This is a genomic window from Comamonas sp. 23 (assembly GCF_049601575.1).
GTDB classification, from domain to species: Bacteria; Pseudomonadota; Gammaproteobacteria; order Burkholderiales; family Burkholderiaceae_C; genus Comamonas; species Comamonas squillarum.
In genome coordinates, this window is record NZ_CP187127.1 from 2,851,815 (window position 1) to 2,877,036 (window position 25,222).

General features: G+C 62.0%; 17 protein-coding genes and 3 pseudogenes. 13 read left to right on the forward strand and 7 right to left on the reverse strand.

Annotation, left to right across the window (positions count from 1 at the left end; translation table 11 throughout):
• Window positions 1–333: 333 nt before the first annotated feature.
• Window positions 334–999: a gamma-glutamylcyclotransferase gene (locus ACPEE1_RS12805; RefSeq protein WP_116925605.1), complete on the forward strand. Its 666-nt coding sequence runs from the start codon at window positions 334–336 to the stop codon at window positions 997–999.
• Window positions 1,000–1,745: 746 nt separating this feature from the next.
• Here ACPEE1_RS12805 and thiD read toward each other — a convergent pair.
• Window positions 1,746–2,600, reverse strand: a complete 855-nt coding sequence (thiD, locus tag ACPEE1_RS12810) for a bifunctional hydroxymethylpyrimidine kinase/phosphomethylpyrimidine kinase (protein ID WP_182341214.1) — start codon at window positions 2,598–2,600, stop codon at window positions 1,746–1,748.
• A gap of 289 nt (window positions 2,601–2,889) precedes the next feature.
• Here thiD and ACPEE1_RS12815 point away from each other — a divergent pair, with 289 nt between their 5' ends.
• The 4 genes from ACPEE1_RS12815 to ACPEE1_RS12830 all read left to right on the forward strand — a co-directional run bounded on the left by ACPEE1_RS12815 (window position 2,890) and on the right by ACPEE1_RS12830 (window position 6,042).
• Window positions 2,890–4,002 (forward strand): FAD-dependent oxidoreductase, encoded by a 1,113-nt coding sequence (locus tag ACPEE1_RS12815; protein ID WP_182341211.1) that lies wholly within the window; start codon window positions 2,890–2,892, stop codon window positions 4,000–4,002.
• Window positions 4,003–4,039: 37 nt separating this feature from the next.
• Complete coding sequence (gene thiS / locus ACPEE1_RS12820; protein ID WP_027011261.1) at window positions 4,040–4,237, forward strand: sulfur carrier protein ThiS; 198 nt, start codon at window positions 4,040–4,042, stop codon at window positions 4,235–4,237.
• A gap of 68 nt (window positions 4,238–4,305) precedes the next feature.
• Entirely contained in the window at window positions 4,306–5,115 is an 810-nt protein-coding gene (locus tag ACPEE1_RS12825; protein WP_182341208.1) for a thiazole synthase, read from the forward strand.
• A gap of 12 nt (window positions 5,116–5,127) precedes the next feature.
• Window positions 5,128–6,042, forward strand: a complete 915-nt coding sequence (locus ACPEE1_RS12830) for a thiamine phosphate synthase (protein WP_420093959.1) — start codon at window positions 5,128–5,130, stop codon at window positions 6,040–6,042.
• Window positions 6,043–6,054: 12 nt separating this feature from the next.
• On the opposite strand, the gene ACPEE1_RS12835 is transcribed toward ACPEE1_RS12830, so the two are convergent.
• The 3 genes from ACPEE1_RS12835 to dusA all read right to left on the reverse strand — a co-directional run bounded on the left by ACPEE1_RS12835 (window position 6,055) and on the right by dusA (window position 9,428).
• Window positions 6,055–6,492 carry a hypothetical protein gene (locus tag ACPEE1_RS12835; RefSeq protein ID WP_182341202.1) on the reverse strand — a complete coding sequence of 146 codons (438 nt, stop codon included), beginning with the start codon at window positions 6,490–6,492 and terminating at the stop codon, window positions 6,055–6,057.
• Complete coding sequence (locus tag ACPEE1_RS12840; protein ID WP_423933005.1) at window positions 6,489–8,075, reverse strand: NINE protein; 1,587 nt, start codon at window positions 8,073–8,075, stop codon at window positions 6,489–6,491. Before ACPEE1_RS12840 ends, ACPEE1_RS12835 begins: the two co-directional genes overlap by 4 nt.
• Window positions 8,076–8,369: 294 nt before the next feature.
• The gene (gene dusA, locus ACPEE1_RS12845) at window positions 8,370–9,428 is read right to left on the reverse strand and encodes a tRNA dihydrouridine(20/20a) synthase DusA (RefSeq protein WP_269780244.1); all 1,059 of its coding nucleotides are present in this window, start codon (window positions 9,426–9,428) and stop codon (window positions 8,370–8,372) included.
• A gap of 487 nt (window positions 9,429–9,915) precedes the next feature.
• On the opposite strand from dusA, the gene ACPEE1_RS12850 reads away from it, so the two are divergent.
• The 4 genes and pseudogenes from ACPEE1_RS12850 (at window position 9,916) to ACPEE1_RS12865 (ending at window position 16,884) form a co-directional block, all read left to right on the forward strand.
• The gene (locus ACPEE1_RS12850) at window positions 9,916–10,569 is read left to right on the forward strand and encodes a site-specific integrase (RefSeq protein ID WP_232539335.1); all 654 of its coding nucleotides are present in this window, start codon (window positions 9,916–9,918) and stop codon (window positions 10,567–10,569) included.
• 1,006 nt (window positions 10,570–11,575) lie between these two features.
• Entirely contained in the window at window positions 11,576–14,491 is a 2,916-nt protein-coding gene (locus ACPEE1_RS12855) for a Tn3-like element IS1071 family transposase (RefSeq protein WP_003049965.1), read from the forward strand.
• Between the two features lie 131 nt (window positions 14,492–14,622).
• Window positions 14,623–15,228 (forward strand): annotated as a pseudogene (locus ACPEE1_RS12860) (FAD-dependent oxidoreductase); the annotation flags it as partial.
• A 108-nt stretch (window positions 15,229–15,336) separates the two neighbouring features.
• The gene (locus ACPEE1_RS12865) at window positions 15,337–16,884 is read left to right on the forward strand and encodes an IS91-like element ISPps1 family transposase (protein ID WP_011117152.1); all 1,548 of its coding nucleotides are present in this window, start codon (window positions 15,337–15,339) and stop codon (window positions 16,882–16,884) included.
• 180 nt (window positions 16,885–17,064) lie between these two features.
• On the opposite strand, the gene ACPEE1_RS12870 is transcribed toward ACPEE1_RS12865, so the two are convergent.
• Genes ACPEE1_RS12870 through aroB form a run of 3 tightly spaced genes read right to left on the reverse strand, consistent with a single transcriptional unit; the run spans window position 17,065 to window position 19,756 of the window.
• A complete protein-coding gene (locus ACPEE1_RS12870) occupies window positions 17,065–17,556 on the reverse strand; it encodes a chorismate synthase (RefSeq protein WP_273759457.1) in 492 nt (163 codons plus the stop codon).
• Window positions 17,553–18,848, reverse strand: a complete 1,296-nt coding sequence (gene aroA / locus ACPEE1_RS12875) for a 3-phosphoshikimate 1-carboxyvinyltransferase (protein ID WP_039262295.1) — start codon at window positions 18,846–18,848, stop codon at window positions 17,553–17,555. The genes ACPEE1_RS12870 and aroA overlap by 4 nt, the downstream gene beginning before the upstream one ends.
• Window positions 18,845–19,756, reverse strand: coding sequence for a 3-dehydroquinate synthase (gene aroB, locus ACPEE1_RS12880; protein ID WP_102063299.1), 912 nt, complete (start codon window positions 19,754–19,756; stop codon window positions 18,845–18,847). The genes aroA and aroB overlap by 4 nt, the downstream gene beginning before the upstream one ends.
• On the opposite strand from aroB, the pseudogene ACPEE1_RS12885 reads away from it, so the two are divergent.
• The 4 genes and pseudogenes from ACPEE1_RS12885 to ACPEE1_RS12900 form a co-directional block, all read left to right on the forward strand.
• A pseudogene (locus ACPEE1_RS12885) lies at window positions 19,691–20,899 on the forward strand (IS91-like element ISPps1 family transposase); the annotation flags it as partial. The gene aroB and the pseudogene ACPEE1_RS12885 sit on opposite strands and share 66 nt — an antisense overlap.
• Before the next feature lie 341 nt (window positions 20,900–21,240).
• Window positions 21,241–22,116 carry an EamA family transporter gene (locus tag ACPEE1_RS12890; RefSeq protein ID WP_047748381.1) on the forward strand — a complete coding sequence of 292 codons (876 nt, stop codon included), beginning with the start codon at window positions 21,241–21,243 and terminating at the stop codon, window positions 22,114–22,116.
• 208 nt (window positions 22,117–22,324) lie between these two features.
• Entirely contained in the window at window positions 22,325–23,503 is a 1,179-nt protein-coding gene (locus tag ACPEE1_RS12895) for an acetate/propionate family kinase (RefSeq protein ID WP_047748382.1), read from the forward strand.
• 17 nt (window positions 23,504–23,520) lie between these two features.
• Window positions 23,521–25,064: pseudogene (locus tag ACPEE1_RS12900) on the forward strand (phospholipase D family protein).
• The last annotated feature ends 158 nt before the right edge of the window (window positions 25,065–25,222 follow it).

Here is a 25,222-nt window from a genome sequence, read left to right on the forward strand (position 1 = left end):
GAGCACCGCTGAGTACCGCATCAGCTATGAACATCATAGCATTGAATAATCTCGGCCTTTTGCCATGCCCACCAGCTGGCGACATGCCTGCAACAACAGGCGGCTGCGCCACCCGTCCGTGCTGCCGCGTGCTATGCAAATCTTTGCACAAGCCGGTGCAGGGGCGCTGTCATCGCCCTGGCCGCCTGCTGCGTTGTGCACAGTGCGTCCAGCGCCCGCCAGACTGTTGCTTTCAACGCAAATTTAGAAGCTCGGGCGCGGCAACGCTAGCGCTGGCTCACGCCGAGCGCTATAACAATTGCTTGTTACTTTGCTTTGTTGGTTGATAGCACTATGACGAATTTGGTCGCTCCATCCCGCAGTCGTTGCCCACAACAGATGTTGGCGCAAACCATGCAGGAATGGGGAGGAACAGACGACCTCTGGGTATTTGCCTACGGCTCGCTGATCTGGCGCCCGGAGTTCGAATTTTTGGAATGCCGCCACGCGCGGGTTTTTGGCTGGCACCGCGCGCTCAAGATGTGGAGCCACATCAACCGGGGCACGCCCGAATGTCCGGGTCTGGTGTTCGGCATGTTTTCGGGTGGCAGCTGCCGGGGCATGGCGTTTCGCATCGCCCGCCAGCATGTGCCCGAGATGATGCCCCGCCTGTGGCAGCGCGAAATGGCCACCGATTCCTACGATCCCAAGTGGCTCGATTGCCAGACCGAAGACGGCCCCGTCAAGGCACTGGCCTTTACTCTGTCCAAATCCAGCCCGCGCTGCACGGGCACCTTGAGCGAAGAAGACTACCGCCGCATCTTCGCCCAGTCCTGCGGCATTTATGGCACTACCTTGGACTACGCCGAGTCCACCTACACGGCCCTCAAGAGCCGGGGCATCCAGGACCGCGCCTTGGAGCGCCTGCTGCGCCTGTCCGCCTCACGTGCCCATGCGGGCCAGCAAGCGCGCAGCCTGCTGGGCCAACCAAGCCTCAGCACAGCCAGCTCTGCCACTTAAACCCCATTGCAACTGCTGAACCAGCGCGCCTGGTGCGCTGGCCTAAAGGCTGATCTCCCTACAACTGCGCCAGAAAAACAAACACCCCGCCTTTCTGGGGCCAGATGGCCACTGAAGCGAGGTGCATGTTGAGAGCGGATGGACTGTCTTTGGTCCATCCCGGGCGGGAATGTGCAGCTTCCGCGCCCTATTCGCAAGTAACGGCTCCATGGAGGAGCCGTCTACTGGGGTGGGTTGCCGGATTCAGTATCGGCAAGCAGGAAAAAAGAGCTACTGGCGCCAGTGCTTAGCGCTTGCGATCACGTTCGTCTTCTGGCCAGATGCTGAAAACATTTGCGGTGGTCATGTGAACAATCTCCTAAAGATGGGTGTTCAACGCCGGGGCTGACGAGGCGGTTGACAGCAGGCCTTAGAAATTTAAATGTTTACACATTGTTTACCTAGGTTGATTTAACCCATGAAAAACAACGATGAGAAATGTATCAAAAACTTGATTTCGGCTACATTTTCGGCATATTATTGATATATATCAATGGCTTAAATCGTAAACGTAGAGAGTAACTTAAATTAACAGCAACACCATTTGATGTTCAGTAAATATTGCATTCCGTCGTAATCTTGACAACTTTCAGGTCATTTCGATTTTAAATCGTCAATTATTTAGCCATTTAGACGTAAGTATGGACGAAAAATCAACTGCGCAGCCACCTTGACTGCTGCTTACAGAACCCGCCAAGCGCAGGTGTTCAACGCACAATGACCTGCTTTTGCGGGTTCCAACCATGGTTGAGCGGGCCATGGCCCTGGCCGGTATGCACATCGGCACCCGATTCAATGGCGCCCAGAATGTACTGCCGCGCCAGGCTGACGGCGGCCGGCAGTGGCTGCCCCAAGGCCAGCTGGCAGGCAATGGCCGATGACAGGGTGCAGCCGGTGCCATGGCCGTTGTGCGTGTGGATACGGGTGGAAGCCAGGCGCAGGCGCGCGCCGTCGGCAGTGGCCAGCAAGTCCACCACCTCGTCGCCCGGCAAATGGCCGCCCTTGATCAGCACGGCCTGGGCGCCCAGGGCCAGCAAGTCCTGCGCCGCCTGCTCGAGCTGGTCGGCATGCACCAAGCTGCGGCCCAGCAGCAAACCCGCTTCGTCCAGGTTAGGGGTGATGAGTGCAGCGCGGGGAAACAGCTCGCGCACCAGCTCAGCCACTGTGGCCTCGGCAATCAGGCGGTCGCCGCTGGTGGCGACCATCACCGGGTCCAGCACCACATGGGGCAAGGCATAGCGGTCAATCGCCGCAGCCACCACGGCGACAATCTCGGGCGCGTGGAGCATGCCGATCTTGACGGCATCGCAGCCAATGTCCTCCAGCACGGCATCGAGCTGCTCTTGCAGAAAGACTGGTGGCACGCCATGGATGGAGCGCACGCCTTGCGTGTTTTGCGCCGTCAGCGCCGTAATCGCGGTCATGCCAAAGCAGCCCAGCGCCGACATGGTCTTGAGATCAGCCTGGATACCGGCCCCCCCGCCGCTGTCGGAGCCTGCAATCGACAGCACCCGGGCATAACGGGGCAAAGAGACAGGAGAAGATGGGGTCAGTGAGGCCATGGCTGCAGTCCAAAAACAATGCCGGGCAACACTGGCCCGGCCTGGGCAAAATTATCCACGATTGTGACGACGGCTTGACACTGCACGGTGGTTGCAGCGCAGCGCTGTGCTTTAATGCAGCTTGAGACGAAACAGGGGTGTCCCTGCAGCGCTTTGGCTGCAGCGCGACTGAGATCAGACCCTGGAGCGCGCCGCCACGGTAGCGCTCCGCAACCCGATCCAGGTCATGCTGGCGTGGGGAGTTTTCGGCAGCTGCGCGCACTGTTTTGTCTATTGCCAAGCACAAAACATGTCCTCTCCGCCCTTCATTTCTCCCCAATCCCGTATCACCATTTTGGGCGCTGGCCTGCTGGGCCGGCTGATGGCGCTGGAGCTGTCGGGGCGCGGCTTTTCCATCGATCTGTACGACCGGGGCGGGCCAGACGCTGAGCATGCTGCAGCGCGCGTGGCCGCCGCCATGCTGGCGCCCCTGGCCGAATCGGCCGTGACCGAGCACGGCGTGGTGCGCATGGGCCAGTACGGGCTGCAGCGCTGGCCCGCGTTGCTTGCGCAGCTGGAGGCGCCAGTGTTTTTGCAGCAGGCGGGCACCCTGGTGGTCTGGCACCGGCAAGACGCACCCGAAGCCCAGCGCTTTCATGGCATCTTGCAGCGCACGCAGGCTGCCATTCCGGAGCTGCCGCCTTTGCAAATGCTGGACCGTGCGCAGATCGCCGAGCTGGAGCCAGCGCTGGCGGGCCATTTTCAGGCGGCCTACTACCTGCCAGGTGAAGGGCAGTTGGACAATCGCCAACTGCTGGCCGCACTGGTGCCGGCGCTGCAGGCCCGGGGCGTGCGCCTGCACTGGCACCAGGCGCGCGAGCTGGATGACTTCTCGCCCGGTGCGCAGGGCCAGCCCGATCTGCTGATCGACACCCGCGGCCTGGGCGCCAAACCCCAGTGGAGCCAGCTGCGCGGCGTGCGCGGCGAGGTGCTGCGTGTGCATGCCCCAGAGGTGCAGCTGCGCCGCCCCACGCGCCTGATGCACCCGCGCTACCCGATCTACATCGCGCCCAAGCAGGACCGCCATTTTGTCATCGGCGCCACCGAGATCGAGTCCGATGACATGTCGCCGGCCAGCGTGCGCTCGGCGATGGAGCTACTGAGCGCCGCCTACACCGTGCACAGCGGCTTTGCCGAGGCACGCATCCTGGAGATCAACACCCAGTGCCGCCCGACTTTGCCCGATAATCTGCCAGCCATCCGCCAGGTGCGGCCAAGGGTGCTGGAGGTCAATGGCCTCTACCGCCACGGCTTCATGATCTCGCCAGCGGTGCTGGACTGCGCGGTCGAGCTACTGCTGACCGGCCAATCACCCCTGGCAACGCGCTTCGATCTGGATGTGCGCCTGCTCGCGGGCGCCTGATGGCCCGCAGCCCCCTGATGAGCCTAGACAAATGACGATACAGATTCTCTTGAACAACCAGGCCACCGCCTTGCCCGAAGGCGCCACCATCGCCGTGGCCCTGGCGCAGCTGCAGCCGCGCCCGCCGTTTGCCGTGGCCGTCAACACCGAATTTGTGCCCAAGGGCCAGTACGACAGCCGCCAGCTGCAAGCCGGTGACAAGCTCGAAGTCATCTCGCCCGTCACTGGCGGCTAAGCGCCGGCGCCATCTGCCCGGGCCACCCCCACCCGGCCCCTGACCCGTATTTACCCAAGGCCTTTGCCATGAACGCCACTCCCTCCTCCGACGACGCCCTGGTGCTGTATGGCCAGCGTTTTCAAAGCCGCTTGCTGCTGGGCACCTCGCGCTACCCATCGCCCGCCGTGCTGGAAGCGGCCGTCGCCCGCGCCCAGCCTGCCATGGTCACCGCATCGCTGCGCCGCCAGGGCAGCAACGCTGCCGAGACCGGCAGCGATTTTTGGGCATTGCTCAAACGCCTGAATGTGCCGGTCCTGCCCAACACCGCCGGGTGCATGCGCCTGCAAGAGGCCATCACCACCGCGCAAATGGCGCGCGAGGTGTTCGAGACGCCCTGGATCAAGCTGGAGCTGATTGGCGACGACTACACCTTGCAGCCCGATACCTTGAACCTGGTGGAGGCCGCCTCCATCCTGATCAAGGACGGTTTTCAGGTGCTGCCCTACTGCACCGAGGACCTGGTGCTCTGCCAGCGCCTGGTCGATGTGGGCTGCCAGGCCGTCATGCCCTGGGCTGCCCCCATTGGCACGGGCCGTGGCCCCGTCAACCCGTATGCGATGCAGACCTTGCGCGAGCGCCTGGATGTGCCGCTGATCTGCGACGCGGGCCTGGGCCTGCCCAGCCATGCCTGCCAGGTGATGGAATGGGGCTTTGACGGCGTGCTGCTGAACACCGCCGTTGCGCTGTCGCAAGACCCGGTCGCCATGGCCGGCGCCTTTGCCGATGCCACCACCGCTGGCCACGCCGCCTTCCGCGCCGGCGCGATGCAGGCGCAGGACATGGCCCAACCCAGCACCCCGGTGCTGGGCACGCCGTTCTGGCACCAAAGCAACTAAAAGGCCATGCCCATGCACGCCGCCTCCACCCCAGCCCAGATCGCACAGGCCATCACGGCCGCCCACCAGGCCGCCTTTGCCAGCTTTCCGCCGCAACCCACGCCCGCACTGCCCGCAGACCGCCAGCACGATGCCGTCTATGCCGGCGCCTTGGCCGCTTGCAGCGCACTGGGCTTTATCGCCATCGATGCCGAATGTCTGGCCAGCGCCTGGAGCGCGCAGACCGCCCGCACCGGCCAGTTCGATCCCCAGGCCTGGCCCACGCAAGCCGCCGATTTTGGCCTGCTGACCAGCGGCGGGCCTGAGGCCTTTGCGCCCTGCCCCCAGTGGCTGGGCCTCTATGCCGTGCTGCCAACGGCCGAATGGGTGGGCCGCATGGCCCGCGCGGGCGTGCCTACGGTGCAGTTGCGCTTCAAATCCGACGACGCCCAGGCCATTGCTGCAGAGATCGCCGCAGCCGTGGCCGCCGTTGAGGGAACCGGCTCCCTGCTCTTTATCAACGACCACTGGCGCCAGGCGATTGCGGCGGGCAGCTATGGCGTGCACCTGGGCCAGGAAGACCTCGATGCGCTCAGCCCCGAAGAGTTAGCCGAGCTGCGCGCCAGCGGCGTGCGCCTGGGCGTCAGCACCCATGGCTATGCCGAGATGGTGCGTGCCAGCCAGGCCCAGCCCAGCTATATCGCGATGGGGGCGGTCTTTCCGACCACCTTGAAGAAAATGGCCACCGTCCCGCAAGGCTTGGCACGCTTGGAGCGCTATGCCGCATTGACGCGCAGCTATCCCCAGGTGGCTATTGGTGGCATCTCGGCAGCAGAGTTTGCGCAGGTGCGCAAGAGCGGTGTCGGATCGATCGCCGTGGTGCGCGCCATCGTCAACGCAGGCAACCCCGAGGCCGCTGCCGCCGAGTTGATGGCGCTGATGGGCTAAGCGCGGCCCGCGCTACACCACATAAAGCAGCACGGCATCACGCCGCTGGGCAGCTGCCTGCCAAAAGCCGCGCAACGCGGCCTGCCGGCGCACCCACAGGCGCAGAGCTTCCAGATCGGGCACGCTGCCATCCTGCGCCTTTTGCCAGGCATGCATACGCTGCACCAGTTGGGCTGCGCTGATGGCGGCCAGCCGTTGCGCACTGTCCGTCACCAGGTCGGCCGGCCAGGCCCAGCACTGCTGGGCCAAGGTGCCCTCCACCGCCACACCGGGCTCGATCTCGGGCAGGCGCTGCATGTCCTGCTGCCACAGGCTGCCCTGGTCCAGCATGGCGAGCGGCCCGCCTTGCGCAGCACTGCGCTGCAGGTAGTCATCCATCGCCGATGGCTCGACCAGCAAGCCCCGCAGGCCATGGCGCGGCAGCGCATAAAAAAGTCCTTGCACGCTCATGCCGCCTCCCTTATCGCTGTTTTGAGCTGTTGCAGATGCGCGCTGTTGTCCGGGTCACAGATCTGCACCAGCAGCAGCGCTTTTTTCAGGTAGCTACGGCGGGCATCGGTCTGCCCGTGCGCCGCCAGAAAATCCGCAAACACCTCATAGGCACGCGCTGCTGCCAGCGAGTAACCCCGGCAACTGCGCTGCTGTATGCGCAAGGCCTGCTGCACAAGGGGCTTGACCCGCGCGGGCTGGAGGCGGCTGGCAAACGCTGCGTAGCCGGCCAGCATGACAGACACCGCCTCCGGATCGGGCATGCGCTGGCCTTGCTGGTCCAGCCGGTCAAAGCTGTCCACGTACAGCGCCAGCCGCTGCCAGCATTGCAGCGCCTGCGCCGTCTCGCCCAGCGCTGCATGGCTGGCGGCCATGCGCTGCAACAGCGCGCACAGTGCCAAGGCCTGGGCTGCGGGGTTGACCCCGCTGCGCACATCGACCAGCGCCAGCGCTTGCGCATAGTGCTGCGTAGCACGCTGGTGCTCCCCCTCCGCCTGGTACCCATCTCCCAGGCGTTCCAGCGCCTGGCGCCGCAGCGTGGCGGGCACAGCAGCCCCCTCGCGCACGGCCAGCGCCAGCAAGGCCTGGCCATGCCCACGTTGGCGCGCCGTATCGCCCAGATGCTGGGCTAGCTCCATCGCATGCAGATGGTGCTGCGCCAGATCGGGCAGATCCCCGTTCTGGGCGGTCTGCAAGCCAATGGTCTGCTCACACAGTGCCAATGCCTGCGCCCAGTCCTGCGCTTGCATCAGCAGCGGGTACTGCCCTGGCTGCAGTGCAGGGGTGGCAGTGGTGCCCGGCGCCATCTTGGGCGCGCGCAGGCGCTGCAAACAGGATTGCGCCTGCTGCACCGGTTGCGCCAGCTCGGCAAAAGCCGCGCCCAGATGCACCCCCATCTGCAGTTTTTTGCGCGCGGCATCGAGGTGTTCGGTTTGGTAGAAGGTCATCCCCTGCAGCAGATAGGCCATCGCCAAATGGGGATCGTTTTGCGGTTTACGGCTACGCTGCGCCAGGTACCTGACCAAGGTGTCCGCCTCGGCATGCGCGGTCTGGATATCCCGGTGTGCCAGCGCATCGCTAATATGCTTTTGCGCCATCTGGATGGCCAGCGACTTTTTGTCGGCCTGTAGATCGGCTGCAGGATCGGACTTGGGGTGCGGCAAGGGTGCTGCAGCCACCAGGGACTGGGCCACAGAGGCAAGCGCCGGGGCTGCTGCAGCCTGCACGCTCGCCGCTGGCTGCGATGCCTGCGCATCGAGCTGCGACTGGGCAAAGGCGGACAGGCGCGAATCCATGTCTTCCTCGACCCGAAAGTAGTCGAACAACCAAAAACCATCCCGCAGCAGCCAAAAGACCACCGGCCCGAGCAGGTAAGGCGCGTAGCGTGCAAGGGGACCTCCCCATAGCCACAGCGCCGCGCACAGCACGCTGATGCCCAGCTGCGCCACGGCGCTTGCATAACGCCCCAGATAAAAGCGGTGGGCGCCCAGCCACCCCACCGCCAACAACAGGCCCAGAGCCCATCGCGGATTTTTTTCCCCCATCCCTCATCCCTTGTGCTTTGTTTGGTCTGCACTTTGCCGCCCAGGCATGCACCGTATTGGCGCTGCCCAAGGCGGCATATATCGCGGGAAGTATAGCAACCGCTACCGGCTCCGCCAGGGCTGCCAGCGGGCGCGGAGCTTCAGTTGGCAGGCGCTGCCGCTTTGGCACCAGAGGGATTTAGCAAGAAAATCAGGCCTGCGCGAGGGCGCCATAGGGGCATGCCGCCGCTCTGCTGCCGCGCAATACCGATCGGCAGCGACCAGCAACGACCAGCTGCCGCCGGCATTGCCGTATCAAACATTTACCAAAACGGGCGCGTCGGTTTGGCGTTCGGGCTTGGTGAGTGCCGCTTGCATGACCTCGTGCGGTGGCAGATGCTTCATGCGGTGGTCGCTCCAGACCTGGCGCCAGCGGCGCGCACCGGGCATGCCCTGGCGCAGGCCCAGCATATGGCGGGCAATGGCGTACCAGTGCGTGCCGTGCTCGGCAGCCTCGCGCTCCATGTAGCGCACCATCGCCTCTTCGACCGATTCACGGCTGATGTCGTTGTTGGGCTCGGCGCCATAGAACAGCGCATCCCAACGGGCCAGCCACCAGGGGTTGTGGTAGGCCTCGCGCCCCACCATTACGCCATCGACCTGGTCCAGCTGTTCCAGCACCGTGGCGTCATCGGCAATGCCGCCATTGATCGCGATGGTCAGCTGCGGAAAGTCCTTTTTCAGCTGCGCCACCACCTCATAGCGCAGCGGCGGAATCTCGCGGTTCTCCTTGGGCGACAAGCCCTTGAGCCAGGCATTGCGGGCATGCACGACAAATACCTCGCAACCGGCCTCGGCCACCGTACCGATGAAGTCACGCACAAAGGCATAGCTCTCATTTTTGTCAATGCCAATGCGGTGTTTGACCGTTACGGGAATGTCCACCCCATCGCGCATGGCCTTGACGCCATCGGCCACCAATTCCTTCTCGTTCATCAGGCAGGCACCAAAGGCGCCGCGCTGCACACGCTCGCTGGGGCAGCCGCAGTTGAGGTTGACCTCGTCATAGCCCCAGTCCTGCGCCAGCTTGGCGCATTGGGCCAAGTCTGCGGGCTCACTGCCGCCCAACTGCAAGGCGACCGGGTGTTCCTCTGCAGAAAAGCGCAAATGCCGCGCCACATCCCCATGGATCAGCGCACCGGTCGTCACCATCTCGGTGTAGAGCAAGGTCTGGCGCGTGAGCAGACGGTGAAAATAGCGGCAATGGCGGTCGGTCCAGTCCATCATCGGCGCAACGGACATGCGTCCTGGCCAATGAAGAGGCGTTTTCCCTATGGAAACCAACGATTTTTCAACTGTCTGATTCGATGCCATTTGATCTAATTTCATGCCATTTTTAGCACTTTGGTGCTACATTCAGTGCAACAATTTTTCAATGTTGCACCGAGACTAAGGGAACCATAATCCGCCGTGAGCGCAAAGACGGAAGCGTGGGCTACACCGCCCAAGTCCGCGTCAAAAAGGGGGCAAGGTCGTTCACGCTGAAACCCAGACCTTTGACCGCGAAGCAGCCGCCAAAACCTGGATCAAGAAGCGCGAGACAGAGCTTGCGGAACCTGGCGCCCTTGATAAACCTGAAGACCCAATCCTATCTGTCGTCATCCAGAAGTACCTGGGGGATAAGCTCAAGCCACACGGGAAGACCAAGGATCAGGTTCTGCGCACAATTGCCAACTCTTGGCTTGGTGAGACACATTGCTCTCAGATCGACAGTGCGACGGTCATCAAGTACCTAGAAGGCCTTACCAGTCAGCCCCAAACCCGAGGCAACTACCTTTCCCACCTTTCCGCGATTTTCACTGTGGCCCGTCCTGCTTCGGGCTACCCCCTAGACAAGCAAGCTTGTGAAGACGCACGCGTGGTGGCTGAAAAGCTTGGGCTCATTTCCAGGTCAAAGCAGCGCACACGCCGCCCAACTCTTGAGGAGTTGAACAAGCTCATGACCTACTACTCGGTCTATGAGCGAAAGCGGGAGGATTCTATCCCGATGACCTACATCATACTGTTCAGCCTATTCTCCACGCGCCGACAGGAGGAAACCTGCCGCATCTTGGGCGAGGATGTGGATGCGGAAAACTCTGAGGTCATCGTTCGCGACATGAAAAACCCGGGTGAAAAGATAGGCAACGATGTCACCACCCTCCTCCCGCCAGAAGCTCTCAAGCTCATTCAGAATCGCAAGGTGGCAAAGGGTCGCATCTGGCCCTACAACGCTGAGTCTGTCAGCACGAGCTTTACTCGAGCATGCAAGCTACTCGGAATTGAAGATCTACATTTCCATGACCTTCGACATGAAGGGATCAGCCGGTTGTTTGAGATGGGCTGGAACATTCCTCATGTTGCGCAAGTTTCAGGGCATCGCTCTTGGCAGAGCTCGCAGCGCTACACCCAGTTCAAGAAGGTCGGAGACAGATACGAAAATTGGGAATGGAAGACCAAGCTTCTGGCTGGGTAGAGTTTTAGCCTGGTCGAACATGAGGGTGCGGCCCTCGCTTGACCTCCTTGTATCTCGCGGAGAGCCAGTGCGGCATCTCCCCCAAGATCTCATGCATCTCCCGGAGATTGGTGCCGCACATCCAAATTTGCGGCCAGCGCTGAAGCTCTCCCTCGTCAAACTCGAAACCTCGTAACAGGAGAGTCCCCGATTGGCGTTGCCGCCATACCTCGACACGCTCCAGCCCATGAATGATGAGCCGCATAGGCTCATTGCGATCTACCAGCCAAGTTTGGAAGCTGCCATCTGTCATTGCGGTACTGAGCAGCATTCCCATGGACTTAGCACGCCTGGCCAGTATTTCAGCCGGCAGGTAGACACCATTGAAGCACAGCCGAAGCACATAGGCATCACACCCAACCCGGCGCTTGCCCTCCAAATCTAGCTCAGTGCCAGGTGTCGCCATACCCAGGTATAGCCCTGGCAAATCTTGACCCGCAAATTTCCTGACTGCTTCCATTGCTCGCTCCATTTACTGTATAAATATACAGTCTTTTGGAGGTGTCTATGGATCAATCAAGATACTGGCGCTGGCACATCAAGAACGGCCAGGGGTGGCTGCAGACCACCGAGCACGAGCGATGGGATGGCATCAAGCCAGACTTCCCAGAGGCTATGCCGGTCTTGGGCACTATGATCTTGCACAGCACGCCACTGTCTTCTGATGCAGTGGCCCTTTATGAAAGCTTGGAGCCAGATGTCCCTTTCTGAACGCCGCGGTGTAGTCATTGGTCTTTGGCGGCCCTGGCGCCAGAACATGCGCGACCTTAGCGACGGCTGGTTCCCGTATTACGACTCGGGAAAGCAGATCCATCTGTTCTCGGGGTCTCCTCGTTTTCAGTGCAATAAGTGACGGTACGCAAAGCTAGCACTGGCGCGGGGGTGGTCTGGGTAGACCGTTGATTTCATTGACTTTCCTGTTCGCTTTGTAAACGGGTATGGTGGCCTCCCACTTTTGAGGTTCACGATGCAGGGTTGGCACACAACGTTTTTGGGGATGCGTGGGCTCCCCCGCGATATCAGCGACTTCGAGATGAAGGCATTTTTCACCTTCGATGGTGCCGAGCGCGACGCAATCAATGCACGCCGAGGTGATTCCCACAAGCTTGGTCTGGCGCTCCATATTGGTTTCCTGCGCATGAGTGGGCGTTTGCTCGGTGCCTTTCGGGTAATTCCAGTAGCCTTGTGGCGCCACCTTGGCAACGAGCTTGGCATTGCAGCACCAGAAGTCGCCTCGCTGAGAGCCATGTATGAACGCGGGCGCACGCTATTCGATCACCAACAAGTAGCCTGCACGGTCCTTGGATTCCAGTGGATGAGCGAGCACCAGCGCCGCTCACTGGTACGTGAACTGCGCGACGAAGTGGCGCGCTGCGCCGACCGCGATCAGCTACTCGTGCGGGCGCGTCAATGGCTGTACAAGAACAAGCTGGTGATCGTGCACGAGCGGGCAATTCGGACACTGATTGCGGCGGCACTTGCCCAGCTTGAAGTTGAAACAGGCACCGCCATCGCCGCCAGCGTTGATCCAGCAACACTTGATCGCTGGCGAGCCTCAGTTTCAGAGCTGCGCCCAGATGGACAAACCCAGCAGAGTTGGCTATGGGCTGCACCGGCGAAACACTCAACCCGCCAAATCAGCGAGGTACTGGAGCGCATCGACCTGCTTTACACGCTGGACGTTCATAAGCACCTGGCAGACATCCCCGATCTCATCTTGCGCCGCTACGCGCGCCGACTTGTCTCCAGGCCGCCCTCAGCCGGAGCCAAGATCAAAGAGCCAGCGCGCACCGTGGAGGTCGCATGCTTTCTTCGGTATTGCCTGTTCACCACCACAGACCAGTTGATCCTTATGGTGCAGCGCCGGATCGCCGATCTGTGGCGTCAGGCTGCCGCCGATGTCCCCGCTACCGTCAATTGGGCCGCAATGTACAAAACGCTGCTCGGCGAACTTGTTGCCTTGAGCGCGCAAGGTGCGGTGCCAGATGCTGAGTTGCGTGCCCGTCTTGAAGCCTTGATCACCGAAACCCAGAAACGCAAACCACCGAGCAGGGCCTCCCTGGTCCGCGAGGGATTGATTGATGGAATTCGCCCCGTGCGGTCGTTGCTCGTCGCCATTGCAAAGCTGCCCTGGCAGGCCACCGGCGAGCATCCTGCCATCGAGTACCTTGCCAAGCTGCAAGCTTTATATCTCAAAGGATCCAGAAAGCTGCCAGTTGAAGTGGTGGCACCAAGTCTGGGAATGATCTGGCAGGTTTCGATCTCCAGCCCAGACCGGGAACGGGCGTTTCAGGCGTTGGAGGTGGCCACCCTGTTTGCCCTGCGCCGCGCGGTGCGCAATGGCTCGGTCTGGATTGAGCACAGCCTGAGCTTTCGGGGTCGTGCGCGCTTGTTCTTCACGGACGAGCGTTGGCAGGCAGAGTCCAAGAAACACTATGCCCGTCTATCGTTACCCAGCAAGGCTGCCACTTTCTTGAAGCCTTTGCTGGCCAGAGTAACTGCCGGTGTCGATGCGGTGGCCGCTGCAGCCCGCAGTGGCGTACTGCGCGTGGATGATGAACTCCATTTGTCGCCATTGCCCGCAGAGGACGAAGACCCAGAAGTGACCAAGCTGCGCGCGGCTTTGGATCACCGCATCGGTGAGGTTCAATTGCCGGAAGTGATTCTGGCCGTTGACGCCCAGGTGCGCTTTAGCTGGATCATGCTCGGACGTGAGCCGCGCTCTACCGACGAGCTGCTGATGGTCTATGCCGGCATCATGGCCCACGGCACCAGTCTGACTGCGGTCGAATGCGCGCGCATGATTCCGCAATTGTCTGCCACCAGCATTCGCCAGGCCATGCGCTGGGCGCGGGACGAACGGCGTCTGAGCCAGGCCTGCCAGGCTGTGCTGGAATTCATGCAGCGACACCCGATTGCCGCCACCTGGGGGCGGTCCGATTTGGCATCTTCTGACATGATGAGCATGGAGACCACCAAACGGGTGTGGCAAGCCCGGCTTGATCCTCGGCGCAACACACCTTCCATTGGAATCTACTCCCATGTAAAAGACCGGTGGGGCATCTTCCATGCGCAGCCCTTTGTGCTCAATGAGCGCCAGGCGGGCGTGGCCATTGAAGGTGTCATCCGCCAAGAAAAGCTGGAGACCAGCCAGCTTGCTGTGGATACCCATGGCTACACCGACTTTGCCATGTCACATGCCCGTTTGCTTGGTTTTGATCTTTGCCCGCGGTTGAAGGAACTCAAACAGCGCCACCTCTTTGTGCCACGCGGCACCAAAGTGCCCGCAGAAATCGCTGCGGTGTGCGAAGCCAATGTCGACGTCGCTTTGATCGAAAAGCATTGGGATAGTCTGGTGCACCTGGCAGCCTCGGTCATGAGCGGACATGCCAGTGCGGTGGCAGCTCTTGCGCGGTTCGGTTCTGCCGCCCAGGGCGATCCAATCTATGAGGCTGGCGTGCAATTGGGGCGGTTGCTGCGTACGGCGTTTTTGGCTGACTACTTTGTCAAGGACGCTTTCAGGAACGAGTTGCGCCGGGTGCTCAATCGGGGCGAGGCTGTTAACGCCCTCAAGCGCGCCATTTATACCGGCCGGATCAGCCCGGCGCAGGCCAAACGTGTCGATGAAATGCAGGCTGTGGCCGATGCGTTGAGCCTGATGGCCAACATCGTGATGGCGTGGAATACCTCACAGATGCAGGCGGTCCTGGATCGCTGGTCGAACCGCCGCCAGGTCATTCCACCGGAACTGATCGGGAAGATTGCGCCCACCAGGCTGGAGAGCATCAACTTGCGGGGTGTGTTTCGCTTCCCGGTTGACCGCTATGCTGACCAAATCCTGCCTTCGCGGCCAAATGCATCGATAACTGGCACCAATGGATGAAACCGACCACGGTTTGACGCCACGAATCGCAGATTTGAAAGTGAACAGGAAAGTCAATGAAATCAACGATCTACCAACACCACCTCCGCGCCAGTGCTAGCTTTTCGTACCGTCACTTATTGCACTGAAAACGAGGAGACCCCAACGTGGACATCCAGATGCGCACCAATGTGCCGCACATCTTCGCCATCGGCGACATCGTGGGCCAGCCCATGCTGGCGCACAAGGCGGTGCACGAGGCGCATGTGGCGGCGGAAGTGATCGCCGGCGAATTGCAGGGCAACAAGGAACTGGCCAGCGCCGCCTTCAACGCCCGCGTGATCCCCAGCGTGGCCTACACCGACCCCGAAGTGGCCTGGGTGGGCCTGACCGAAGACCAGGCCAAGCAGCAGGGCATCAAGGTCAAGAAGGGCCTGTTCCCCTGGGCGGCCTCGGGCCGCGCCATTGCCAACGGCCGCGACGAAGGCGTCACCAAGCTGCTGTTCGACGACAGCCCCGAAGCAGGATCAGGAGACGGCCATGCTGGCCGGGGCCACGGCAAGATCCTGGGCGGCGGCATGGTCGGCACGCATGCGGGCGACATGATCGGCGAGATCGCCCTGGCCATCGAGATGGGTGCGGACGCTGTCGACATCGGCAAGACCATCCACCCGCATCCGACGCTGGGCGAGAGCATCGGCATGGCGGCGGAAGTGGCGCATGGCAGCTGCACGGATGTGCCGCCTGCGCGCAAGTAAGTCCGCAGCCAAGCTACCCTGACAAGGCCCGAACTGGCGACGGTTCGGGCCTTGTGCTTTGCGTACCCAAACAATCGCCGCAGAATACTGTGCATTTGTACAGTATTCATGTCAGCCACTTCCAAGCCCAAGCTCTACAACCCACGCCACCCCGAACGCACGCTGCTCTACCAAATGGTAGCCGAGCACTACGAGACCTGGCTAGAGTTGGCCAGCGCGGGTCAGTTCGACGGCCAGGGCGACCACCACACCCCCAAGCCCTTCGTGCGCAAAGCGTTTGCCAAGTATCTTGAGTGCGGCATCTTTGCCCATGGCTTTGCCCGCGCTCGCTGCGGCGACTGTGGGCACGACTACTTTGTAGCCTTCTCCTGCAAAGGCCGGGGAGTCTGCCCCTCGTGCACCACGCGGCGGATGGTGGAGACGGCGGCACACCTGAGCGACCACGTTTTCCCCCGCCTGCCGGTGCGCCAGTGGGTGCTCTCCGTGCCCAAGAGGTTGCGGTACTTCATGCAACGCGACGGAGCGGTGCTGAGCATGGTGCTGCGCATCTTTCTGCGGGTGATCGCACAAACTCTGCAGACCCACAGCCCCGGTGCGGCCCATATGGACAAGGCAGGCCTGCACATCGGTGCCATCGCCTTCATTCACCGATTCGGCTCCAGCCTCAATGAACACGTCCACTTCCACGTTTGTGTGGTGGACGGGGTGTTTGAGGAAGTGGAGGGCGAGGGCGATGCTGATGCGACCCCTCGAATCTCATCGCCGGGTGTCATCTTTCACGCGGCCACCGGCATCGATGCGGCTACCGTGGCCCCAGTGCAGACCACACTGCAAAAACGCATCCTGCGCGCCTTCGTTGCTCGGGGCCTGCTGGAGAACTGTGACGCCAAAGACATGCTGGGCTACAAACACAGCGGCTTCTCGGTGGACGCCGGTGTCTGCATCGAAGCCCACGACCGCGCTGCGCTGGAGCGGCTGCTGCGCTATTGCGCGCGTCCACCGTTTTCCATGGAGCGCCTACGCAAAGAGGGAAGCAAACTGGTGTACCGCTGTGCCAAACAGCGCAGCGAGCCCACCAGTGACAAGCGTGGTGCCAAGGCAGATGAGCTGCACCTCACACCGCTGGAACTGATCGACCGCATCGCCGCGCTGGTGCCACCGCCACGCACCCACCGGCACCGCTACTTTGGTGTGCTGGCACCAAACTCGCCGCTGAGAGCGGCGGTAACGGCGCTGGCTCAGCCTGCTGCGTCGCAACCAGCCACGGTGGAGACTGCACAACCTGGCGCGGGCGTACCTGGGGTGGCGGCGCCGGGCAACGCGGCCACACCCACACCCGAACCTGAAGCACGCCCGAAGCGAGCGGCGCATTACTTGTGGGCGGTGCTGATTGCCCGCATCTACGAGGCATTTCCGCTGCTGTGCCCCATGTGCGGTGGGCAGATGCGCATCATTGCCTTCATCACCCACAGCGCCGAAATCCGCCACATCCTGAACCACATCGGGGTGGAGTCTGCCCCCCCGCACATCACCCCGGCACGCGGGCCACCGCTGTGGGAGGGCTGCGACGCGCCGGTGGATGATGGTGCGCAAGGCGAGCCGGATTGGGATCTGGCAGCTCAACCCGACGAGGTAGACCAGCGCGTCAATTGGTGACCCAGTGAAGCGGCGGTATCCATCGCTGCGGGGAAGCAGCTGCGCGCGCGCCAGGCCCAAATGCATACTGCCTCCCAAGCTCTTGCCATTGAGCGGCAAGCGAGCGCTCAACCTTCCTTGGCCGAACGTGTTTCGAGGCCCAAAACTCGTGCCATACTTGGCCTCATGCGGTTGAATTTCCTATCCGTGATCAGCCTCACCTCCTATCTCTTTTACAGCGGCTTCTATTACCACTCCCGGCATCAGCTTTTTAGCAATCGCTCCTGCGGCAACAAGCCCCGTGGTCAAACGAGCACTGAAGTGCCCACCACCACGATAGTCTTCATTACCGCCATATTTTTGATGCGCCACCATATCTGCATGACCAGGACGCGGAAAGCTGCGTTGCTTTTCATAATCGCCGCTTCGGGTATTATTATTTTCAAAAAGAATCGTGATCGGTGCCCCGGTGGTTTTTCCATTGAACACGCCACTCTTAAAAAAGGGATAATCAGCTTCCTGCCGCGGCGTTGTCCCCTTCTGTTTTCCGCCTTTACGCCTTTCCAGGTCCGGTAAAAGATCTTCTTCGGACAATGACAGACCAGCAGGACAACCATCAATAACGATGCCTACTGATTCACCATGTGATTCGCCAAAAATATGCACCCTGAAGATGCGGCCGAAGCTATTCATGAGAAATTAAATTGATGGTTTAAAGATACAACACCGCCAAGTTGTTTAAGATCGCTGTAAAAATCCGGGTAGGATTTATTCACCGCTTCTGCATGTTCGATGGTTGTTTCACCCACAGCTTTTAAAGCAGCCACCGCGCAAGCCATCGCAATGCGATGATCGTGCCTTGAACTAACTTCAGCTCCTTTTACGCCTTTCCCTCCGATCACGCGCATCAGATCTCCCTCAAGGTGGATTTCAACACCCATTTTCCCGAACTCGTCCTGCAGCGTCAATCCTCTGTCACTTTCTTTATGCGCCAGCCTGCTTACGCCTTTGATCTTTGTTTCTCCTTTGCAATAAGACGCCAAAGCAACCAATGGCGGAAAAAGATCCGGGCAATCAGTAGCATCAAATTCAAATGCATTGAGATCAGCAGGATGAAGTTTGATCTCTTTTGCATCAATCGCAATACCTGCGTTCGCACTCATCAAAGCCTGAACGATCGCTTTATCAGCCTGCGTCGAAGCTATATCCAAACCTCTTACCGTGATCGGCCCGGCAATAGCCCCCGCTACCAGTAAAAAAGCACCACCGCTCCAGTCGCCTTCTACGGTGTATCGTTGCATTTTCGTTTCATCATATACATTCCCGGCTTTGAAATAAAACTCTTCATAGTTTCGATTCTCGGGAGTCTTCAAACCAAACCGCTTCATCACATCCAGTGTAAGATCGATATACGGACGGCTTTTGAGATTCGTTACTTTTATCGCAACATCGCTTGCATCTGCGGCCGCATATGCAAGCAACAAACCTGTAAGGAACTGAGAGCTTAAGGACCCATCAACCGTAACGTCTGCTGGTTTCAATGGCCCCTGTATAACGAGAGGCAATTTACCCTGGTTAGATTTAACTTTTACACCGAGATGCGGAAGAATTTCATCAAAGAAATCCATTGGTCTTGTAACAAGGCTTCCAGATCCTTTGATCGTCACCTCTTCTTTACTCAACGCAACAATCGGAGTAAACATCCGGATACTTAAACCAGATTCACCGCAGTCAATAAAAGGAGCGACAGGTTTTACGCCTTCACTTGTTATCTGCAAAGAACCATCAGGCTGATCTTCAAGCCTGGCACCAAGCCGGCTTACAATATCCCTGGCAGCTTTATCATCATTGCTATGACCGGGATTAATGATCTCACTTATTCCTTTTGCAACCAGTGCAGCAGCACAAGCTCGCTGCATCGAACTTTTTGAAGCGGGTGACTGGATAATTCCAGTCAGATCTCCGGGCTGTATTGTTACTTTCACTTTGGTAATGCTTGAATGATTTTTTCTAATTGAACCAGTGGAATACTCTTCACCACTCCCTTCCCTACTTTTTCCAGCAACACATAGTTCATTTCCTTTTTTTCACGCTTCTTGTCCATTTTCAACAGATTAAAAGCCTTTTCCCTATCGAATGCCATATAAGTCGGTAACCCATATTGTTCCAACACTTCTACCACGCGATTTGTTTGTTTGAATCCAGACAATTGCTCAGAAATATGACACGCGTATGTCATTCCTATAGCAACCGCATGGCCATGCATCAACGCATATTCATTTTCGATGGCATGCCCCAATGTATGACCAAAGTTCAACAAACGCCTTACCGACTTTTCGAACTCATCCTCCTGAACAACCTTCGCTTTTAACTGAGCATTACGCTGAAGAAGCACTGCAATCAGCTTTGGCTTTTTCTGATATACCGCAAGATTGTTCGCTTCCAGTTCACGGAACATGGCAGCATCCTTTATACAAGCATGTTTTATGATCTCGGCAAATCCGTTCACCCATTCCTTGTGCGGAAGACTCTTCAATAAACTAATATCATGCAGGATAAATGATGGCTGACGGATCACACCAACCATGTTCTTATACAGCCCCACGTCAATACCATTCTTACCGCCAACAGATGCATCCACCAGTGCCAGCAATGAAGTCGGAATAAATCCAAACTTTAATCCGCGCATATAAACCGCCGCAACATAACCAGCAATATCTGTGATCACACCGCCGCCAATTCCTACCAGCGTTGTTTTTCTATCAGCTTCCAATTCTATCAACTGATCGATAATATCGTCAACTGTCGACTGAATCTTATACGCTTTTTCCCCCGCCTGCCGGTGCGCCAGTGGGTGCTCTCCGTGCCCAAGAGGTTGCGGTACTTCATGCAACGCGACGGAGCGGTGCTGAGCATGGTGCTGCGCATCTTTCTGCGGGTGATCGCACAAACTCTGCAGACCCACAGCCCCGGTGCGGCCCATATGGACAAGGCAGGCCTGCACATCGGTGCCATCGCCTTCATTCACCGATTCGGCTCCAGCCTCAATGAACACGTCCACTTCCACGTTTGTGTGGTGGACGGGGTGTTTGAGGAAGTGGAGGGCGAGGGCGATGCTGATGCGACCCCTCGAATCTCATCGCCGGGTGTCATCTTTCACGCGGCCACCGGCATCGATGCGGCTACCGTGGCCCCAGTGCAGACCACACTGCAAAAACGCATCCTGCGCGCCTTCGTTGCTCGGGGCCTGCTGGAGAACTGTGACGCCAAAGACATGCTGGGCTACAAACACAGCGGCTTCTCGGTGGACGCCGGTGTCTGCATCGAAGCCCACGACCGCGCTGCGCTGGAGCGGCTGCTGCGCTATTGCGCGCGTCCACCGTTTTCCATGGAGCGCCTACGCAAAGAGGGAAGCAAACTGGTGTACCGCTGTGCCAAACAGCGCAGCGAGCCCACCAGTGACAAGCGTGGTGCCAAGGCAGATGAGCTGCACCTCACACCGCTGGAACTGATCGACCGCATCGCCGCGCTGGTGCCACCGCCACGCACCCACCGGCACCGCTACTTTGGTGTGCTGGCACCAAACTCGCCGCTGAGAGCGGCGGTAACGGCGCTGGCTCAGCCTGCTGCGTCGCAACCAGCCACGGTGGAGACTGCACAACCTGGCGCGGGCGTACCTGGGGTGGCGGCGCCGGGCAACGCGGCCACACCCACACCCGAACCTGAAGCACGCCCGAAGCGAGCGGCGCATTACTTGTGGGCGGTGCTGATTGCCCGCATCTACGAGGCATTTCCGCTGCTGTGCCCCATGTGCGGTGGGCAGATGCGCATCATTGCCTTCATCACCCACAGCGCCGAAATCCGCCACATCCTGAACCACATCGGGGTGGAGTCTGCCCCCCCGCACATCACCCCGGCACGCGGGCCACCGCTGTGGGAGGGCTGCGACGCGCCGGTGGATGATGGTGCGCAAGGCGAGCCGGATTGGGATCTGGCAGCTCAACCCGACGAGGTAGACCAGCGCGTCAATTGGTGACCCAGTGAAGCGGCGGTATCCATCGCTGCGGGGAAGCAGCTGCGCGCGCGCCAGGCCCAAATGCATACTGCCTCCCAAGCTCTTGCCATTGAGCGGCAAGCGAGCGCTCAACCTTCCTTGGCCGAACGTGTTTCGAGGCCCAAAACTCGTGCCATACTTGGCCTCATGCGGTTGAATTTCCTATCCGTCGTGGACAATGCAGCCGAGCAGACCATGCCCGCAATACAACACCGCCTGCTTCCGTTGCCCTGCGAACCAGTGCATGCGCCGCCGGACATTCGGCCCTGGATGGCGCCCTGCTTGGTCCGCACCCCGTCCGCCTCCATCCCAGGGGCCGTGCCATGACGGTGCTGAGCCTGTCGATGGTGGTGCTGGCGGCACTGATCCACGCCACCTGGAACCTGCTGGCCAAGCGTGCCGCCCATGCGGGCACGGCCTTCGTCGGCGCCAGCACCGTGGTGGCCTGCGTCGCCTACCTGCCCTGGGTGGTGTGGCAGCTCATGCATGGCGGCATGCCCATCAACGCGCCGGTCGTGGCCTGCATCGTGGCCAGCGGCCTGCTGCACCTGGTCTACAGCATGTGCCTGCAGAAGGGCTACCGCGTGGCCGATCTGTCGGTCGTGTATCCGGTGGCCCGCGGAACCGGACCGCTGCTGTCCTCGGTCGGCGCCTTCGTGCTGCTGGGCGAGGTGCCCTCGCTGCACGGCCTGCTGGGCCTGGCCGCCATCGTGCTGGGCATCGGGCTGATCTGCACCGACGGCCACCTGGCCATGTTCCGCAAGCCCGGCGCCCTGGCCGGCGTGCGCTGGGGCGGCGCCACGGGGGCCCTCATCGCCGGCTACACCGTGGTCGACGCCTGGGGCGTGAAGGTGCTGGGCGTCGGACCGGTGGTGCTGGACTGGTTCTCCAACCTGGTGCGGCTGTGCGTGCTCGCGCCCTGGATGCTGCGCAACCGCGCAGCCACGGTGGCGGCCATGCGCGGGCACTGGTGGCTGGCCGTGGCCGTGGGCCTGCTCTCGCCGCTGTCCTACATCCTGGTGCTGGCTGCGCTGGAGATGGGCGCGCCGGTCAGCGTGGTCGCGCCCACGCGCGAGATGTCGATGATGGTCGGCGCGCTGTTCGGCATGCTGGTGCTGCGCGAGCGGGTGGGCCCGGGCCGCGCCGCGGGCTGCGTGCTGGTGGTGCTGGGCGTGGTGCTGCTCAGCGGGGCCGTGTGAGAAGCTGTGCACCGGGCCCTCGCGGCCACGCGAGAGGCGGGATCGGCCGGTGCAGGCCCGAAGGCACGCGCGCCGACCAATCCCACACCAGCACCTGGGCGCGACAATCCCCGCCGTGCCGACCAGCCGCGCCGACGGCCGCGCGATGGCGCAACGCATCCTGCGCCGCGGCCCTGCTGCTGGCCTACCTTCATCGGAGCAAGCCCCTATGACTTCCTTCATCGTCGTGCTGAACTGCGGCTCGTCGAGCATCAAGTTCGCGCTGTTCGACGCCACCGGCACGGACCGCCACCCCGCCTGGAACGGCAAGGTCCAGGGCATCGGCGGCCCGGCGCCCGACTTCGGTGCCACCACGGTGCCGGTGCGGCCGGTCGACCTGGGCAGCGAGCAGCCCTACACGCGGGCGCTGCAGACCATCCGCGAGGAGATCGTGCGCTGGCTCGACGGCCGCTCCGTGGCGGCGGTGGCACACCGCGTGGTGCACGGCGGCGCCCGCTACCTGGCGCCGCAGCGCGTGGACGCCCAGGTGCTGGCCGAACTCAAGGCCCTGGTGCCGCTGGCGCCGCTGCACCAGCCCTTCGCGCTGGAGGCGATGGAGATCCTGCTGCGCGAGCAGCCCGGGCTGCCGCAGGTGGCCTGCTTCGACACGGCCTTCCACCGCAGCCTGCCGCTGGTCGAGCAGGTCCTGCCCCTGCCCTACGCGGCCTTCGAGCGCGGCCTGCGCCGCTACGGCTTCCACGGCCTGTCGTACGAGTACATGGCCGTGGCGCTGCAGGAACGCCACGGCGCGCTGGCACGCGGCCGCACCGTGGTCGCCCACCTGGGCAGCGGCGCCAGCCTGTGCGCCATGCAGGCGCTGCAGAGCGTGGCCACCACCATGGGCTTCTCGGCGCTGGACGGCCTCATGATGGGCACGCGCACGGGCGCGCTGGACCCCGGGGCCGTGCTCTACCTCATGGAGATCGAGAAGCTTTCGCTGCAGCAGGTGGGCCGTGTGCTGTACCACGAGTCGGGCCTGCTGGGCGTCTCGGGCATCTCGTCCGACCCGCGCGTGCTGCTGGAGCGCGAGGCCGACGCGCCGCGCGCCGCGCTAGCGCTGGCGCTGTACGTGCGCCGCATCGTGCGCGAGGTGGGCGCGCTGGCAGCGGTGCTGGGCGGGCTGGACCTGCTGGTCTTCACGGCCGGCGTGGGCGAGCACAGCGTGGTGCTGCGCCAGCGCATCTGCGCGGCGCTCGACTGGCTGGGCGTGGCGCTGGACGAGGATGCCAATGCCCGCAACGCCAGCGTCATCTCGGCCGCCGCCAGCCGCGTGCGTGTGGGCGTGGAGCCGACCAACGAAGAGTGGGTGGCGGCGCGCCATGCGCAGGAGGTGCTGGCCCTGGGATGAGAACCATCGGGATGTCCATGCCGCTGCGCCGTTGCTGCATCGCCTTGTTCGCCGCAGTGCTGGCGCTGCTGGCCGGCTGCGCGCAACTGCCTTCGCTGGAGGGTCGCAGCGCGAGCCGGCTCGACCCGGACACCGCGGCCACGCGGCTGGGCCGCGCCGTGCGCCAGGCCGCTGCGCTGCAGTCGCCCGGGCACTCGGGCACTCGGGCATGTTCCTGCTCGACCAGGGCCGCGACGCCTTCGCCACGCGCGTCTTGCTGGCCGAAGCGGCCGAACGCACGCTGGACGTGCAGTACTACATCTGGCGCGACGACATGTCGGGCCGGCTGCTGTTCGAGGCGCTGCGCCGCGCAGCCGACCGCGGCGTGCGCGTGCGCCTGTTGCTCGACGACCTGGGCAGCGCGGGCCTGGACGCCACCTTGGCCGACCTCGACGCCCACCCGCGCATCGAGGTGCGGCTGTTCAACCCCTTCGTCCAGCGGCGCTTCAAGCCGCTGGGCTTCGTGACCGACTTCGGGCGCGCCAACCGGCGCATGCACAACAAGTCGTTCACGGCCGACAACCAGGCCACCGTGGTCGGCGGCCGCAACGTGGGCGACGAATACTTCGGCGCCGAGGTCGACACGCTGTTCGTGGACCTGGACGTGCTGGCCATCGGGCCCGTGGTGCAGGCCGTCTCCGAGGATTTCGACCGCTACTGGGCGAGCGGCTCGTCCTATCCGCTGGCCTTGCTGCTGGACGCGGCCGACGCCACGCCGCCGCCGCCCAAGGACCTGCAGAACCTGCCCGACCGCACGCGCCAGTACCTGGACGCCGTGGCGCGCTCGTCCTTCGTGGCCGAGCTGCTGGCAGGGCGGCTGCCGCTGCACTGGGCGCCGGTCGAATTCGTCAGCGACGATCCGGCCAAGGGACTCGGACAGGCGGACGATGCCGACCTGATGTTCGCGCGCACGGCCCGGCTGGTCGACACGCCTGCGCACAGCCTGAAGCTGGTATCGCCCTACTTCGTGCCCACGGCGCGCGGCACGGCGCTGTTCGAGAAGCTGGCGGCCCGCGGCGTGGACGTGGCCATCCTCACCAATGCGCTGGAGGCCACGGACGTGGCCGTGGTGCACGCCGGCTACATGCCTTGGCGCGTGCCGCTGCTGCGCGCCGGTGTGCAGCTGTACGAGATGCGGCGCGAAGCCGACACGCAGGCGCCGGACGCCAAGCTGCGCCTGGGCAGCAGTTCGGCAGAGAGCCTGCACGCCAAGACCTTCGTGGTCGACCAGCGCCAGTTGTTCGTGGGATCGTTCAACTTCGATCCGCGCTCGGCCCGGCTCAACACCGAACTGGGCTTCGTCATCGACAGCCCGGCGCTGGCCGCGCAGCTGGACACCCAGCTGCGCGAGAAGGCCAGCGCGCGCGGCTACCAGCTGCAGTTGAGCCCGCATGGCCGACTGCAATGGCGCGACGGCCGCAGCGAGCCGCCGCAGCTGCTGGAACGCGAACCCGGCGCGCCGCTGTGGCTGCGGCTGGGCCTGCGCCTGCTGTCCTGGTTGCCGATCGACTGGCTGCTGTAACCCTAGATTCGGCAGTTGGATGCGCCCGATGGCGCCGTGATCGGCGTGCCAGGCAAGGCGCGACGACGCGGCGCACTTCTGTGCGCAAGGAGGAGCAACGCGGCATGGCGCGGCGAGCGCGGTGCCGGCGGGTGCATAGCGTCCTCACCTCGAAGGTG